This is a genomic window from Bradyrhizobium sp. T-12, from assembly GCF_058314695.1.
On record NZ_CM177756.1, the window covers coordinates 1,852,765 to 1,868,519 of the forward strand.

Sequence of the window (15,755 nt, forward strand, 5' to 3'; positions counted from 1 at the left end):
AGGGAGCAGACCGTCGTTGCCACAACGCGTGACGCCCTTTATCAAAACAGATGTGAGCGAATAGGGCCGGCTGGACGGGTTGGCTGCATCTTTCGGGCGTTGCATGCGGTTTACCTCCCTGGTCATCGAGCTCATTCGCGCCCGGCCGCGGCTGATCGTGTGGATCGCCGTGCTGCTGCAGGCTGCGATGTGGCTGTTCGTGGCGCTGGTATTCTACCGCAGCCCGCCCGGCACGCTGGCGACGCTGCTGGCTTTCGGACGCGAATACCAGGTCGGCACCGACCTCGGGCCGCCCCTGCCGGTCTGGCTCGCCGACATCGCTTATCGCGCCGCCGGCGGCCACATGTTCGGCGTCTATGTGCTGGCCCAGCTGTGCGAGATCGCGACGTTCATTGCGCTCTATCATCTGTCCCGCGCCGTGGTCGGCTCGCAGCAGGCAGTGCTCGCCGTGCTCCTGACCATGACGGTGCTCGCCTTCTCCTCGTCGGCGCTCGACTTCGGCCCCCTTGTGCTGGCCCGGCCGCTGTGGGCGCTGCTGCTGCTGCACTCCTGGCAGATCATCGGCCAGCGCCGCGGCAATGCCTGGTTCGCCTGGTCGATCGAGGCCGGTCTCTTGCTGCTGACGACGCCCGCGGCGATCTTCCTGCTGCTGCTGCTCGTCGTATTCGCGGTCTCGACCGCAGGCGGCCGCCGGACGCTGCGCGCGTTCGATCCGCTGTTCGCGCTTGTCGTCGTCGCGGTGCTGGCACTGCCCTATGCGGTCTGGCTGATGCGCGCCGAGACGCTTGTGATGCCGGCCCTGCCGCAAATCTCGGAGCTGAATGCCCGAGCCCTGCACGCGGCCTGGCTGCTCGGCGGCCTCGTGCTCGGGGCCGCCGCGATTCCGGCGCTCGCCTTCCTCAACACCGGATTGTTCGCCACAAAGGGCGAGGAGCCGCCGATCATCTATCGTCCGCCGGTCGCGCCGCTCGCGCGCAACTTCGTCTATTTCTTCGCGCTGGCGCCGGCGCTCGGCGGGGTGATGATCTCCGGCCTGCTCGGGCTCGATTCCGTCGTCGGTGGTTCCGGGGTCGTATTGATCGTGTCCGGACTCGCCGTGGTGGTCGCGGCCGGCGATCTCATCGCGATGCGCCGTGCGCGAATGCTGCGGACGGTCTGGGCCGCGGCCGTCGTGGCCCCGGCCATCGGCGTCGTGCTGGCCGTCCTGTTGCTGCCCTGGACCGGTGCCAATGAGATTGCGACCTCGATGCCGGCGCGCGCGATTTCGGATTTCTTCGACGACAGCTTCGCCCGCCGCACCAACCATCGCCTGCGCGCCGTTGCCGGAGAGACGCAGCTTGCGAGCCTGATCACGCTGCATTCCGGCCGGCCGCATCTCTTCATCGACGCCGACCCTGCGCGCACGCCATGGATCAATCAGACGAAATTTGCCGAGACCGGGGGCGTCGTGGTCTGGCGCGCCTCCGACACCGCGGGCACGCCCCCGCCCGACATCCTCAAACGCTTTCCCGGCATCGTGCCGGAAGTGCCGCGCGCCTTCGAATGGCTGGTGACCGGCCGCCAGCAGCTGCTGCGCATCGGCTGGGCCATCGTGCGGCCGAAGGGGACGTAGCGTAGGTCTGTGCCTTGGCTCTGAGGAGCGCCACTGCGTGACGCACCGCGTCCGGGACACGAGAGAGCTCGCTACCTACCCCGCCAGCACCTTCGCGATCGCGCGCAGATCCTGCCATGCCAGCCTTTTGTACGACGGCGAGCGCAGCAGGTAGGCGGGATGGAACGTCGGCAGCGCGCGGATGGTGCGTTGGCCCGTCTCGTAGTCGAACCAGCGTCCGCGGGTGCGCATGATGCCCTCGCGCGTTCCGAGCAGCGTCTGCGTCGAGGGATTGCCGAGCGTCACCAGCACGTCGGGATCCACCAGCTCGATCTGGCGCTGGATGAAGGGCAGGCAGATCTGCGTCTCCTGCGGCGTCGGCGTGCGGTTGCCGGGTGGCCGCCAGGGAATCACGTTGGCGATGTAGGCGGTGCTGCGGTTGAGGCCGATGGCTCCGATCATCAGGTCGAGCAGCTTGCCGCTGCGCCCGACGAAGGGCAGGCCCTCGATGTCCTCGTCGCGGCCCGGCGCCTCGCCGACGAACATGATGCGTGCCTGCGGATTGCCGTCGGCGAACACCAGCCGCGTCGCTGTGTGCTTCAGCGCGCAGCCCTCGAAGCTCTGCATCAACTCGCGCAGCGCCTCCAGCGTCGGCGCGGTGCGCGCGGCCTCGCGCGCGGAGGCGATGGCGATGTCGGGGGCAGGGGCGGCCTCGCCGCGCATGACCGCGGGGGCGGCGACGGGGCGCGGTGCCTCGACCGAAGGCGCCGCGCGCGGGGCCGGCGGTGGGGCATCCAATTCCGCCAGGCGGTCGATAGGTTCCTCGGCGAGCGCGCAATCGACGCCGGCCTCCAGATAGAAGGCGAGAAGCTCTCGGACGGTGGGTGCGGGTTCGGGGATCATCTGGAAAGTCAGACTATTAGTTCATCTTAGACCGCCTTGCATCCCAGCGAAATGCGATTCCGAGGTTGTCCTACCCGGAAAAATCGGAAACAAGAGGGCGCAAACGACCGAGGACCGTCTCAAGGGCTGAGATCAGATGAGCACTGAAGAACTTCCCCCGCGCGAATCTATGGAATTCGATGTCGTCATCGTCGGCGCCGGCCCTTCGGGCCTGTCGGCCGCGATCCGGCTGAAGCAGCTCAATGCCGATCTCAACGTCGTCGTGGTGGAGAAGGGCTCCGAAGTCGGCGCGCATATTCTCTCCGGCGCGGTGATCGATCCGGCCGGGCTCGACAAGCTGGTCCCGGACTGGCGCGAGGATTCCGACTGCCCGCTGAAAACGCAGGTGAAGGACGACCGCTTCTACTGGATGACGGCCGGCGGCGCGATCAGGCTACCCAACTTCGTGATGCCGCCGCTGATGAACAATCATCACTGCTTCATCGGCTCGCTCGGCAATGTCTGCCGCTGGCTGGCGCGCAAGGCCGAGGCGCTCGGCGTCGAGATCTATCCAGGCTTTGCTGCCGCCGAGGTGCTCTATGACGAGGGGGGCAGGGTCAAGGGCATCGCCACCGGCGACATGGGCATCGGCCGCGACGGCAAGCCGAAGGACTCCTTCACCCGTGGCATGGAATTGCTCGGCAAGTATACGCTATTCGCCGAAGGTGCGCGCGGCAGCTTGACCAAGCAGCTCATCGCGAAGTTCGCGCTGGATGCCAAGAGCGAGCCGGCGAAGTTCGGCATCGGCCTCAAGGAAGTCTGGCAGATCGATCCGGCGAAGCATCAGAAGGGGACGATCCAGCATTCATTCGGCTGGCCGCTCGACCTGAAGACCGGCGGCGGCTCGTTCCTCTATCATTACGACGACAATCTCGTTGCCGTCGGCTTCGTCGTGCATCTGAACTACGACGATCCCTATCTGTCGCCGTTCGACGAGTTCCAGCGCTTCAAGACGCATCCGTCGATCCGCAGCACCTTCGAAGGCGCCAAGCGGCTCGCTTATGGTGCGCGCGCCATCACCGAGGGCGGCTATCAGTCGGTGCCGAAACTCAGCTTCCCCGGCGGCGCGCTGATCGGTTGCGCGGCCGGCTTCGTCAACGTGCCGCGCATCAAGGGCGTGCACAATGCGATGGGCACCGGCATGCTCGCAGCCGAGCACGTCGCGGCAGCGCTCGCCGCCGATCGCGCCAATGACGAACTTGTCGAGTACGAGAACGCCTGGCGCTCCTCGTCGGTGGGCAAGGACCTGTTCCTGGTGCGCAACGTCAAGCCTCTGTGGTCGAAGTTCGGCACCGTGCTCGGCGTCGCGCTCGGCGGCTTCGACATGTGGTGCAACACGCTGTTCGGCGCTTCGCTGTTCGGTACCCAGTCTCATGCCAAGCCCGATCGCGCTACGCTCGATCCGGCCAAACAGCATGCGCCGAAGAACTACCCGAAGCCGGACGGCAAGATCTCGTTCGACAAGCTGTCCTCCGTGTTCCTGTCCAACACCAACCATGAGGAGGACCAGCCGGTCCATCTCAAGGTCACGGACATGAACCTGCAGAAGACCTCGGAGCACGACGTCTTCGCGGGTCCTTCGAATCGCTACTGTCCCGCCGGCGTCTATGAGTGGGTCGAGGAGGGATCGAGCCCGCGTTTCCAGATCAACGCCCAGAACTGCGTCCATTGCAAAACCTGCGACGTGAAGGATCCCAACGGTAACATCACCTGGGTTCCCCCCGAGGGCGGTGGCGGTCCGAACTACGAGGCGATGTAACGGCCGGCCGGGCAAGCGGATCGGGTCACGACGTGGTCCGGTGCACGTTCGCGTGAGGAGGGGGCCGGCGCCCCCGGTCCTGGCCACGATAAGGCCATAGTAGCGGCGTCTTGGGGCTGCTCCTGACCGGTGACCTGGCCGTTTTGGGGTGTGCGGAAGGGGGCGTCCGGTCCGAATCCTTGCGGCGAAGCGCCAAAAGCGGCATTGTCGGCCCGACGGTTCCGGGTCCCGATGCCACCGGCCGCGTTCGCATGCGAGACGGCCCTCTGCTGCAAACCCAGGCACTACCAACTCAAGGCGAGCCCTGATGTTTTCAAATCGTTTCAACCGCTGGACTGTTGCCGCCATCGCCCTCATGAGCACAGCGATCGCGACCGTCCCGGGCAGGGTCCTGGCGCAGACGCCGGATCACCCGGAGAACACGGCGGCGCAGTTTCCGACCCGAAACGATCTGAAGTCGCTTACCGGGGCCGGCAGCTATCTCGCCGCTCGCCACGCCAGCGTCGAGCGTGACGCGGCCTCTGCCGCCGCGTTCTACCGCTCCGCCCTGCGCACTGATCCCAAGAACAACGAGCTGCTCGATCGCGCCTTCATTTCGTCGGTCGCCGACGGCGACATCGAGGAGGCGGTCAAGCTCGCCGAGCGCGTCCTCACCATCGATAAGACCAACCGCGTCGCGCGTCTCGTCGTCGGCGTGCACGATCTCAAGGTGAAGAAGTACGCGGCCGCGCAGACCAACATCAACCAGTCGATCCGCGGTCCGATCACCGATCTCGTTGCCACGCTGCTCTCGGGCTGGGCCGCCTATGGTGCAGGCGATGCCAAGGGCGGTGTCGCCACCATCGACAAGCTGGCAGGTCCGGAATGGTATCCGCTGTTCAAGGACCTTCACGCCGGCATGATCCTCGAACTCTCCGGCAAGGAGAAGGACGCCGGCACCCGCTTCGAGCGCGCCTACAAGCTCGACGATTCCATGCTGCGCGTGACCGAGGCCTATGCGCGCTGGCTGTCGCGCAACAAGGACTCCGCCGCCGCGACCAATGTCTACCAGGCCTTCGACAAGAAGCTGGCGCGTCATCCGCTGATCCAGGAAGGCCTGCGCGAGACCAGGGCCGGCAAGAAGATGCCGCCGCTGGTCGATTCCGCCCAGGCCGGCGCCGCCGAAGCGCTCTACGGCATCGGCGCCACGCTGACCCGCCGCGGCGGCGAGGATCTGGCACTGGTCTATCTCCAGCTCTCGCTCTACCTGCAGCCGACGCATCCGCTGGCGCTGCTCTCGCTCGCCGATCTCTATGAATCGGTGAAGCGGCCGCAGATGGCGATCAAGGTCTATGAGCGCGTGCCGTCGAGTTCGCCGCTCAAGCGCAATGCGCAGATCCAGCTCGCCATCGATCTGGATTCCGCCGACCGCACCGAGGAAGCGATCAAGATCCTCAAGGGCGTCACCACGGAGGATGCCAAGGACCTCGAAGCCATCATGGCGCTCGGCAATATCGAGCGCGGCCGCAAGAAGTTCGGCGACTGCGGCGCGACCTATTCGCAAGGCATCGACGTGCTGCCGGCCGGCAACGACAAGGCCAACAGCGTCTGGTATTATTATCGCGGCATCTGCGAGGAGCGTTCCAAGCAGTGGGCCAAGGCCGAGGCCGACATGAAGAAGGCGCTCGAGCTGCAGCCCGACCAGCCTCACGTCCTCAACTATCTCGGCTATTCCTGGATCGACCAGGGCGTGAACCTCGACGAAGGCATGAAGATGATCAAGCGCGCCGTCGAGCAGCGTCCCGACGACGGCTACATCGTCGACTCGCTCGGCTGGGCCTATTACCGCATCGGCAATTACGAGGAAGCGGTGAAGAATCTCGAGCGCGCGATCGACCTCAAGCCCGAGGATCCCACCATCAACGACCATCTGGGCGATGCCTATTGGCGCGTCGGCCGCACGCTGGAAGCCAAATTCCAGTGGGCGCACGCCCGCGATCTCAAGCCCGAGCCGGAAGAGCTGCCGAAGATCGAGGCCAAGATCGCGAACGGGCTGACCGAGGACAATTCGAACTCTTCGGCCGCGCAGGCGGAGAAGAAGAAGGACGACGGCAAGGGCGGTTAGTCTTAAGCGAAGTTGGGGCGTGTCGCCGATGCCGGCGTTGATTGAAGAAGGGCGCGCGAAGGTCAATTTGAGCCTTCGCGTCGTGGGCCGTCGTGCCGACGGCTATCATGATCTCGAAAGTGTGGTTGCGTTCGCCGACTGCGCCGACCGCCTTACGCTGGAGCCGGGCGGCGAGCTGAGGCTCACCACCACCGGGCCGCTGGCCGCGGCCTGTGGCGATACCTCCGACAATCTCGTGTTCAAGGCCGCCAAGCTGCTTGCCGAGGCGGTGCCGGGCCTGAAGCTGGGCGCGTTCGCGCTCGACAAGGTGCTGCCGGTGGCCGCCGGCATCGGTGGCGGCTCGGCTGACGCTGCGGCGGCGCTGCGGCTCCTGGCGCGCCTCAACGATCTGTCGCTCGATGATCCCCGGCTGCAGAAGGTCGCGCTCGCGACCGGCGCCGACGTGCCGGTGTGCCTGGCCTCGCGTGCCTGCGACATGACCGGCGTCGGCGAGCAGCTGCTGCCGCTCGCACTGCCGAGCATGCCTTGCGTGATGGTCAATCCGCGCGTGCCCGTTGCCACCAAGGACGTGTTCAGCGAATTGGGCCTGCGCAACGGTCAATTGCTGGTCGGTGTCGCCGACGTCATCCGCGCTCCGGCCTGGCCGGAGGAGGGCGGATCGATCGCCGATTGGATCGATGTTCTCGAACGCGTTCCCAACGATCTCGAAGCGCCTGCGCTGCGGATCCAGCCCGTGATCGGCGAGGTGCTGGAAGCCCTGCGCGACTCCCCCGGCGTCAAGCTCGCTCGCATGTCCGGCTCGGGCGCGACGTGCTTTGCGATCTACGGCGCGGCCAACGAAGCGCATACCGCCGCCGAAAAGATCCGGCGCGACCACCCCGGCTGGTGGGTGCATGCGGGGACGTTGAGCTAGGGCTTTCGCCGAAGACGCTGGAGCGTGCCACCCTACGGCAGTCGCACTAAATCTGCGGCGTCCTCAGCCAGCCCAAGAAACCGCCGGATCTCGTCCAGCACTTCCTGCGGCTTGTCATGCTGCAGCCAGTGTCCGGCGCCGGCGATGGTCTCGACGCGCGCTTGCTGGAAATACCGTTCGAGGCCCGCCGCCCTGGCACCGGCGAGAAAGCTCTCGCCGGCGTTGAGCAGCAGCGTCGGGCAGGCGATGCGGCGCCACAGCGCTATGTGATCGTCCGGCCAGAGCCGGTGCGGCGCGGAGGCGCGCTGATAGGGATCAAATTTCCAGCTATAGGAACCGTCCTCGTTCCGCCGCGCGCCGTGAGTGGCGAGATGCAGCGCGAGGTCACGGGTGAGACGCTTGTTGTGCAGCACCATCTGCGCTGCCGCGTCCTCGAGGGTCGCGTAGCGGCGCGGCGTGCGGTCATGCAGTCTGTCGAGCTGGCCGACCCATTTGCCGATGCGCTCATGCACTGGGGCCTTAGGCGTATCCGGCAGCATTGTCACGCCGTCGAGCACGACAAGCTTCGTGACCTTTTCAGGGAACGATCCTGAAAAGATCAGGCTCACCATGCCGCCCATCGAATGGCCGATGAGAGTGACCGCCGGCGCTGCGACGACGCGGATGAGCTGGGCGAGGTCGTAGACGTACTCGGTCAGCGCGTAGCTGCCGCCTCGGGTCCATTGGGAATCGCCGTGGCCGCGCAGATCGGGTGCGATTACGTGGAAATGCGGCTGCAGCGATCGGGCGATGACGTCCCAGCTCCGGCAGTGGTCGCGCCCGCCATGCACCAGGATGAGAGGCGGCGCGCTCTCATTGCCCCAATCGGCGTAGTGCAGCCGCAGGCCGTGGGATTCATAGAAGCGGTCCTGCGGGATGCTAGCCATTTGCCGGTCGCCGCGCCAAGGCCAACGAAAGGCCGAGACCTGCAATGAAGACGCCGGAGCTTTGGGTGAGACGCCGCATCAGATGCGGCCGTCCGATCAGCTGCGTGCGCGTCGCGGAGGCCATCAGCACCACGACGATGTCGGCGAGCGTGTTCAACGCCACCGAGATCGCCCCGAGCATGATGAATTGCAGCGTGGGGCTCGATCCGGCGGGATCGAGGAACTGCGGAATGAAGGCGAGGAAGAACGCGGCGGTCTTCGGGTTCAGCGCCTCGACCAGCACGCCGTCGCGGAAGGCGCGTTTGTCGCCGACAGCGTCGCTCTCGAGCGACAGCGCGCGGCCGGAGCTGCGAAACGTCTTGATACCGAGCCAGACCAGATAGAGCGCGCCGACGAATTTGACGGCGGCGAACAATTCGGCGCTCGCAAGGATGATTGCGGAGATGCCGAGGCTGCCGGCGACCACATGAACAAGCCCGCCCAGGGCCGTGCCCGCGGTCGAGGCAAAGCCGCTGGCGCGCCCGTCCGACAAGGTCCGTGCCGCGACGTAGAAGATGCCGGGGCCGGGAACGGCGGCAATGAGACAGGCTGCGGCCAGGAACAGCCAGAAATTGGTTTCGATCATCCTGTTTTCGTAGCGCAGCGGACCGCGATTGCAAGTCTTCTAGCTGGAACGGTCCCTCGTTTAGTCCACGCGGCGGAAGATCACGCTGGCATTCACCCCGCCGAAGCCAAAGCCGTTGGAGATGGCATGCTGCATCGGCAGCGGCCGCGCGTGGCCCGAGACGATGTCGATGCCGTCAGCGCCCGCATCGGGGTTTTCGAGATTGAGCGTCGGCGGCGCGATCTGGTCGCGCAAGGCGAGCACGGTGAAGATCGCTTCGAGGCCGCCGGCGGCGCCGAGCAGATGGCCGGTGGCCGATTTGGTCGCGCTGACGGCAATGCCGCGGTTGCGGCCGAACAATGCGGCGATTGCGCCGAGCTCGCTCTCGTCGCCCGCCGGCGTGGAGGTCGCATGGGCATTCAGGTGCTGCAAATCTTCCGGAGCAAGCTTCGCCTGCCGAAGTGCGATCTCCATGGCGCGGCGGGCGCCGTCGCCGTCAGGCGGGCCCGATGTCATGTGATAGGCGTCGGCCGTCGTGCCGTAGCCGACGAGCTCCGCGATCGGCGCGGCGCCGCGGGCGAGCGCATGTTCCCGCTCCTCGATGACGAGAATGCCGGCGCCTTCGCCCATGACAAAGCCGTCGCGATTCCGATCGAACGGGCGCGAGGCGCGCGCGGGCTCGTCGTTGAAGCCGCTCGACAGCGCGCGGGCCGCGGCGAAGCCGCCGAGGCTGACGATGTCGATGCAGGCCTCTGCGCCACCGCAGATCGCGACGTCGACCTCGCCTGATCGGATCATGCGCGCGGCATCGCCGATCGCCTGCACGCCGGCGGCGCAGGCGGTGACCGGCGTGCCCAAGGCGCCCTTGTAGCCGTATTTGATCGAGACGTGGCCGGCGGCGAGGTTGGCCAGGAACGAGGGGATCGTGAACGGCGACAGCCGGCGCACGCCGCGCTGCTCGGTGATGCGCACCGCCTCCGCCATCGCCGGGAAGCCGCCGACGCCGGAGGCGATGATCGTCGCGGTCCGTTCCAGCGCGGCCGCATCCTGCGGCGTCCATTTCGCCTGTGCGACGGCTTCTGCCGTGGCGAGCAGCGCGAACAGGATGAAGCGGTCCATCTTGCGCTGGTCTTTTGGCGCGGCCGCCTGTGCAGGATCGAAGCCGCCGTCGGCGTCATCGGCCTTGTCGGGCACGAGCCCGGCAATGCGCGCGGGCAGCGCCTGCGACCATTCCGGCAGCGGGCGCAACCCGCTTTGGCCGGCGAGCAGCCGGCGCCAGGATAATTCGACACCGCAGCCGAGCGGCGACACCGCGCCCATTCCCGTCACGACGATACGACGCATGTCAGTCTCCAGCCGGCGCGACGGCCGGGTTCATAGCCCTAAGCGAAGCGAGTCGTGTACGCATCCCGCGGCTCGCACGGGGACCTGCGATGACGACCGCATTGGCGAGTGTGATCGGTTGCATGTCGGTGGCATCGACCACGACCGGATCGAACGGACGACTATCTTTGCGGTTCGCCAGCAGAATGGATTCGCCCTTCGGCGCGAGATGCCTGTTGCCCCAGGCCAGCAGCGCCGCGACCACGGGGAAGAAATCCCGCGCCTTGTCCGTCAGCACATATTCGTAGCGCGGCGGCCGTTCGTGATAGCGGCGCCGGACGAACATGCCTGATGCGGTGAGATGGGCGAGCCGCCGCGACAAGATGTTCGGTGCGATGCCGAGGCTTTGCGAGAATTCGTCGAATTTCGTCGCCCCCTGAAACGCATCGCGCAGGATCAGAATGCTCCACCATTCGCCGACCGTCTCAACGGCCCGGCCGACGGGGCATTCTTGGATGGAAGGTAATTTGGGCTGCATGGGCAGAAAGTAGGTAAGTAACTTGCAAAATGCAAGTAACAGGGTAGGCGAGACCGAAGCTGAGCCGCTGTCGTGCCCCGGACGCAGCGCAACGCTTCTTCAGCGGTGCGCGGCGGAGCCGGACCCCATATTGCTGATCTCGGGGTGCCGCCTAGGTCCCTGTGTATCGAAATCCTGTCATGGTGGAGTGGGCGGGAAGCCGTTGGGTCCTTGGCGCTTGACGCCGTGAGCCGGCTCGGTCTCCCGCCCGTTCCATCTATCAACCTGAACAGTTGCACGAGGCTGCGCCAACAGACCTCGCATCACAGGGACAGGCACCATGATCATACGCCCTCGTTACGTCGGAATCGACGTCTCCAAACGATATCTCGATATCTTCGATGAGAGCCTGGGCGTGCCGGAGCGCATCGCCAACGCGCCGCAGGCCATCACACAGATCGCGGCGCGTTGGCGCTGCGATGTGCTGGTCGTCTTTGAAGCCACGGGCGTCTATGACCTTGAGCTTCGTGAGGCGCTCAGCCAGGCCGGCATCCGCTTTGCCCGGATCAACCCGGCCCGGGCCCGGGACTTTGCGCGCGCCAGCGGCCAGCTCGCCAAGACCGACCCGATCGATGCCCGGATGCTGGCGAGCTTTGCCCGGGCCATGCAGCCTGCCGCTGAGCAGGCTGCCAATCCTGCCCGCAATGCCCTGGCGGGGCTTGCAAAACGGCGGGATCAACTGGTTCTCATGCGTGCCCAGGAGAAGAACAGGCGCAGCGAGGCCGAGGACCGCGCCATGGCCGATCGCATCGGTCGGCTCATTGAAGTCCTCGACAATGAGATCGCCGCAATCGAGGCCGATATTAGCGCACTGATCAAGACTGAGCCGGAGGTCTCCGATGATGCGCAGTTGATGCGGTCACTTCCCGGCGTGGGCCCCGTAACCTGCATGCAGCTGATCGCGCAGATGCCGGAACTCGGAAAAGTGGGACCGAAGCAGGTGGCCGCGCTCGCCGGCCTGGCTCCCTTCAACGTCGACAGCGGCGCTTACCGCGGCAAGCGGAAGATCGTCGGGGGCCGAAAGCGCGTCCGCGATGCCCTCTACATGGCCGCTCTCAATGCGGTCCGCCGGGCCGATCCATTCAAGGCCTTCTACGCTCGACTGCGACAGGCCGGTAAACCTGCCAAGCTCGCTCTCATTGCCGTTGCCAGGAAGCTGTTGACGGTCCTCAACGCCATCATGCGCGATCGAAAGCCGTACCTGTACACTAGACCAACATAACAGTTGCCGGCTCTGCGCAGCAGCGTTTCACGCTGCAGAGCGTCCGGGACATGAGAAGAAGTGGGGCATCTTGCTCGGTGAGTGGGAGTGCAGCGAAGCAATCCAGGCTCTTTCCGCGGAGGGATTCTGGATTGCTTCGCTGCGCTCGCAATGACGGGGAGAGAGTTGCGCGCACACTCTCCCAGCGCCCAATCCAGGAAGAGCGTCAGCCGCCGCCTAATGCGACCGCGCCAGACAGAACGCCACCACCTGCTCCAGCGCGCTCTTCATCGGCGAGGACGGGAACAGTGCCAGTGCGTCGACGGCCATCGCGCCGTAGTGCTGGGCGCGGCTCAGCGTGTCTTCCAGCGCGCGGTGCTTGTTCATGAGCCCGATGGCGTGATCGAGATCGCTGTCGCCGATCTCGCCGCGCTCCAGCGCCCGGATCCAGAAGGCGCGCTCGGTGTCGTTGCCGCGGCGGAACGCGAGCACGACGGGCAGCGTGATCTTGCCCTCGCGGAAATCGTCGCCGGTGTTCTTGCCGAGCTTGGCGCTCTTGCCGCCATAGTCGAGCACGTCGTCGACGAGCTGGAAAGCGATGCCGAGATTCATGCCGACCGAGCGGCAGGCGGTCTGCTCGGCCTTCGGGCGGTTGGCGATGACGGGGCCGACCTCGCAGGCCGCCGCGAACAGCTCGGCGGTCTTGCCGCGGATCACGGCGAGATATTCGTCCTCGGTGGTCGCGGTGTTCTTGGCGGCCGCAAGCTGCATCACCTCGCCCTCGGCGATGGTGGCGGCCGCCGCGGAGAGGATGTCGAGTGCGCGCAGCGAGCCGACCTCGACCATCATGCGGAACGCTTGGCCGAGCAGGAAGTCGCCGACCAGCACGCTCGCCTCATTGCCCCAGAGCATGCGGGCCGAAAGCTTGCCGCGGCGCATCTCGCTCTCGTCCACGACGTCGTCGTGCAGCAGCGTGGCGGTATGCATGAACTCGACGGAGGCAGCGAGCTTGATGTGGCCGTCGCCGGCGTAGCCGGCGAGGTTGGCCATGGCGAGCGTCAGCATCGGCCGCAGGCGCTTGCCCCCCGAGGAGATCAGATGGTTGGCGACCTCCGGGATCATGGTCACGTCCGAACCGGTCCGCGACAGGATCGTGGCGTTGACGCGCTCCATGTCAGGGGCGACAAGGGCAACCAGCTCTTCGATCGACGCGCCGGGAGTTTCGAAAGGTACGATGACGGCCACGCCGGTCTCCAATATTTGCCCCAGAAGGGCTATTCTGACGGAAAGACAATAGAAACTGGCGGCGGATGCGGCAAGTGCTGCGGAACCATTGACATTTGCCGTCCCCCCCTTTTCAGGCAGGAGACCTGCGATTTGCGTGAACTGGTTCGGACCAACGATATGGTGCTGGTGTCGGCGATCGGCGCGCTGCTCGATGGCGCCAACATCCATCATCTGGTGCTGGACCAGAACATGAGCATCATCGAGGGCTCGCTCGGTATCCTGCCGCGGCGGATCCTCGTCCACGAGGACGACGCCCAGGAGGCGAGGGAGCTGCTGACCGAGGCCGGCCTCAGCCACGAACTGCGCGGCGATGAGTGAGGCGACAGATATTACCGAAGACGCCTTTCTCGGCGGGCGGTTGCGCCTCAAGCAGAAGCGGTCCGGCCATCGCGCCGGGCACGATGCGATCCTGCTCGCGGCGGCGACCGAGGCGCGCACTGGAGATCGCGTGGTCGATTTCGGGGCCGGCGTCGGCACGGCCGGGCTGGCGCTGGCCCGGCGTATTCCCGGGATCAGGCTCAGCCTGGTCGAGATCGATCCGGAGCTGGCCGAGCTCGCGCGCGACAACGCGGCGGCAAATGCGATTGGCGCCGAGACGATCGTGCTCGACGTCACGGCCGACGCGCAAGGCTTTGCGTCACATGGGCTGTCGCCCGACAGCGTCGACGTGGTGCTGATGAATCCGCCATTCAACGATCCGGCCCGGCATCGCGGCTCGCCCGATCGGCTGCGTCACACCGCGCATGTAGCAACGGAGGAGACGCTGCATGCGTGGGTGCATGCAGCGCGGCGCATCCTCCGATCGAATGGCGTGCTGACATTGATCTGGCGTGCAGATGGTATCGCCGATGTCCTGGAGGCCCTGTCGCGCGGCTTCGGCAGCCTTGCGATCCTGCCGGTTCACGGCGAGGCGGGGCGGCCCGCGATCCGCGTGCTGGTGCGTGCGGTCAAAGGTGGCCGGGCCCCGACGCGATTGCTGCCGGGCCTCATGCTCAATGATGAGGCGCGCGTTTCAAAAAACGAGATGATCGAGATTTTGGAGGGGAGAGCGGCCTTACCGCTGATGGAACCTTGACGGCTTACTGCGGAAGCGATTCCGACTGCTGCTCTTGCGGAGTCGTCAGGCGGATCGCCATGAACAGCGCACCGATCAGCAGCATCAGCAGATAGATTTTCATGGTGTTCTCCGCTGCCTCATTGCAGCCTCCCAACGAGAAATCTGCAAAACACGTTCCAGGCACTTCCAATGACAGTCGCGTGATAAGAAATGGTTAATCAGAGGTAACGGCATGGCCGAACAATTGAACGATCGTGAGAGTTCCGGCCTGGCCGACAAGCTCATGCAATATCTGCCGGCGCGCTTCCGCCCCGGCACTGCGGTGGTGCCGGTGGTGCGGCTGTCGGGCGTGATCGGCGCGGTGACGCCGCTGCGTCCCGGCATGACGCTCGCGGGCGTCGCCAAAGCGCTGGAGCGTGCGTTCTCGATGCGCAACGCCAAGGCGGTGGCGCTGGTGATCAATTCGCCCGGCGGCTCGCCGGTGCAGTCGCGTCAGATCTATCTGCGCATCAAGCAGCTCGCGGCGGAAAAGAAGCTGCCGGTGCTGGTGTTCGTCGAGGACGTCGCCGCCTCCGGCGGCTACATGATCGCCTGCGCCGGCGACGAGATCATCTGCGATCCATCTTCGATCCTCGGCTCGATCGGCGTGGTCGGCGGCAGCTTCGGTTTTCAGGAGGCGATCAGGCGGCTCGGCATCGAGCGGCGTCTCTACACGGCCGGCGAACACAAGGCGATGCTCGACCCGTTCCTGCCCGAAAATCCCGATGACGTCGCCAAGCTGAAGACGATCCAGCGTGAGATCCACCAGATCTTCATTTCGCTGGTGAAGGAGAGCCGCGGTGCGCGCCTCAAGGGCGCGGACGATACCCTGTTCACGGGCGAATACTGGGCCGGCGAGAGCTCGGTGGCGCTGGGACTTGCCGACAGCATCGGCGATCTCCGCTCAACTCTTCGTGCCCGGTATGGCGACAAGGTTCTCACCCCCGTGATCGCGCAGCCAACCGGGTTGCTGTCAGGTCTTTTGGGCCGGAAATCGCCCGGCGCGGGGCAGCTTTCGGCCCTGGAATCAATGGCCGGGCTGCCGGACGAGCTGATTTCGGCGGTCGAGACGCGGGCGATTTGGGCGAAATTCGGGTTCTAGCCGGAGTCCTTCCGCGCCATTTGGTCCGGGGGAACTTGAGGGCGAGCCAATTGCGGCGCGGCCCGGTCTGCGCAAGAATGTGCGTGGGGGCTGAGCACTCAACAAGGATCGACCGATGCCGCCGTTCGTCGCTTTCGCGGGCGTGCTGGGCGGGCTTGCCGTGGTCCGCTGGGCCTACAAGACCGCCATCAAGATCAACCAGGAGCTGGAGGAGATGCGCCTGTCACGCGTCGCCGAGGCAGCCCACATGGGGGATATCCAGACGCTGAAACGTGACCCCGTGACCGGGGCGTTCAGGCCGGGGTAGCCGCGCCTTTCCCATTTGCGCCG

General features: G+C 65.9%; 15 protein-coding genes. 9 read left to right on the forward strand and 6 right to left on the reverse strand.

What is annotated here, in order from left to right:
• The first annotated feature begins 103 nt into the window (after positions 1-103).
• Positions 104-1,612 (forward strand): glycosyltransferase family 39 protein, encoded by a 1,509-nt coding sequence (locus tag AC0WRY_RS08820; protein ID WP_491122952.1) that lies wholly within the window; start codon positions 104-106, stop codon positions 1,610-1,612.
• A gap of 75 nt (positions 1,613-1,687) precedes the next feature.
• On the opposite strand, the gene AC0WRY_RS08825 is transcribed toward AC0WRY_RS08820, so the two are convergent.
• On the reverse strand, positions 1,688-2,494 hold the full coding sequence (locus AC0WRY_RS08825) for a uracil-DNA glycosylase (RefSeq protein WP_491122953.1): 807 nt from the start codon (positions 2,492-2,494) through the stop codon (positions 1,688-1,690).
• Positions 2,495-2,630: 136 nt separating this feature from the next.
• On the opposite strand from AC0WRY_RS08825, the gene AC0WRY_RS08830 reads away from it, so the two are divergent.
• The 3 genes from AC0WRY_RS08830 to AC0WRY_RS08840 all read left to right on the forward strand — a co-directional run bounded on the left by AC0WRY_RS08830 (position 2,631) and on the right by AC0WRY_RS08840 (position 7,309).
• A complete protein-coding gene (locus tag AC0WRY_RS08830) occupies positions 2,631-4,292 on the forward strand; it encodes an electron transfer flavoprotein-ubiquinone oxidoreductase (RefSeq protein WP_194406633.1) in 1,662 nt (553 codons plus the stop codon).
• Positions 4,293-4,599: 307 nt separating this feature from the next.
• Positions 4,600-6,396, forward strand: a complete 1,797-nt coding sequence (locus AC0WRY_RS08835) for a tetratricopeptide repeat protein (RefSeq protein ID WP_491122954.1) — start codon at positions 4,600-4,602, stop codon at positions 6,394-6,396.
• A 28-nt stretch (positions 6,397-6,424) separates the two neighbouring features.
• Positions 6,425-7,309, forward strand: coding sequence for a 4-(cytidine 5'-diphospho)-2-C-methyl-D-erythritol kinase (locus tag AC0WRY_RS08840; RefSeq protein ID WP_194406635.1), 885 nt, complete (start codon positions 6,425-6,427; stop codon positions 7,307-7,309).
• Positions 7,310-7,341: 32 nt separating this feature from the next.
• Here the strand turns inward: AC0WRY_RS08840 and AC0WRY_RS08845 are convergent, their stop codons facing one another.
• Genes AC0WRY_RS08845 through AC0WRY_RS08860 form a run of 4 tightly spaced genes read right to left on the reverse strand, consistent with a single transcriptional unit; the run spans position 7,342 to position 10,700 of the window.
• Positions 7,342-8,235, reverse strand: a complete 894-nt coding sequence (locus AC0WRY_RS08845) for an alpha/beta fold hydrolase (protein WP_491122955.1) — start codon at positions 8,233-8,235, stop codon at positions 7,342-7,344.
• Positions 8,228-8,860, reverse strand: a complete 633-nt coding sequence (locus AC0WRY_RS08850; protein ID WP_194406637.1) for a LysE family translocator — start codon at positions 8,858-8,860, stop codon at positions 8,228-8,230. Before AC0WRY_RS08850 ends, AC0WRY_RS08845 begins: the two co-directional genes overlap by 8 nt.
• 60 nt (positions 8,861-8,920) lie before the next feature.
• Positions 8,921-10,183, reverse strand: a complete 1,263-nt coding sequence (fabF, locus tag AC0WRY_RS08855) for a beta-ketoacyl-ACP synthase II (RefSeq protein ID WP_491122956.1) — start codon at positions 10,181-10,183, stop codon at positions 8,921-8,923.
• A 1-nt stretch (position 10,184) separates the two neighbouring features.
• On the reverse strand, positions 10,185-10,700 hold the full coding sequence (locus tag AC0WRY_RS08860) for a winged helix-turn-helix transcriptional regulator (protein WP_491122957.1): 516 nt from the start codon (positions 10,698-10,700) through the stop codon (positions 10,185-10,187).
• A 319-nt stretch (positions 10,701-11,019) separates the two neighbouring features.
• On the opposite strand from AC0WRY_RS08860, the gene AC0WRY_RS08865 reads away from it, so the two are divergent.
• The gene (locus AC0WRY_RS08865; RefSeq protein WP_491121955.1) at positions 11,020-11,961 is read left to right on the forward strand and encodes an IS110 family RNA-guided transposase; all 942 of its coding nucleotides are present in this window, start codon (positions 11,020-11,022) and stop codon (positions 11,959-11,961) included.
• Between the two features lie 216 nt (positions 11,962-12,177).
• Here the strand turns inward: AC0WRY_RS08865 and AC0WRY_RS08870 are convergent, their stop codons facing one another.
• Positions 12,178-13,185 carry a polyprenyl synthetase family protein gene (locus AC0WRY_RS08870; RefSeq protein WP_491122958.1) on the reverse strand — a complete coding sequence of 336 codons (1,008 nt, stop codon included), beginning with the start codon at positions 13,183-13,185 and terminating at the stop codon, positions 12,178-12,180.
• Between the two features lie 132 nt (positions 13,186-13,317).
• On the opposite strand from AC0WRY_RS08870, the gene AC0WRY_RS08875 reads away from it, so the two are divergent.
• From AC0WRY_RS08875 to AC0WRY_RS08890, 4 genes are all read left to right on the forward strand, one after another.
• On the forward strand, positions 13,318-13,545 hold the full coding sequence (locus AC0WRY_RS08875) for a putative signal transducing protein (protein ID WP_018323354.1): 228 nt from the start codon (positions 13,318-13,320) through the stop codon (positions 13,543-13,545).
• Positions 13,538-14,302, forward strand: coding sequence for a tRNA1(Val) (adenine(37)-N6)-methyltransferase (locus tag AC0WRY_RS08880; RefSeq protein ID WP_491122959.1), 765 nt, complete (start codon positions 13,538-13,540; stop codon positions 14,300-14,302). The genes AC0WRY_RS08875 and AC0WRY_RS08880 overlap by 8 nt, the downstream gene beginning before the upstream one ends.
• Positions 14,303-14,516: 214 nt before the next feature.
• A complete protein-coding gene (locus AC0WRY_RS08885; protein ID WP_491122960.1) occupies positions 14,517-15,425 on the forward strand; it encodes a S49 family peptidase in 909 nt (302 codons plus the stop codon).
• Positions 15,426-15,540: 115 nt separating this feature from the next.
• Positions 15,541-15,732, forward strand: coding sequence for a hypothetical protein (locus AC0WRY_RS08890; protein WP_491122961.1), 192 nt, complete (start codon positions 15,541-15,543; stop codon positions 15,730-15,732).
• The last annotated feature ends 23 nt before the right edge of the window (positions 15,733-15,755 follow it).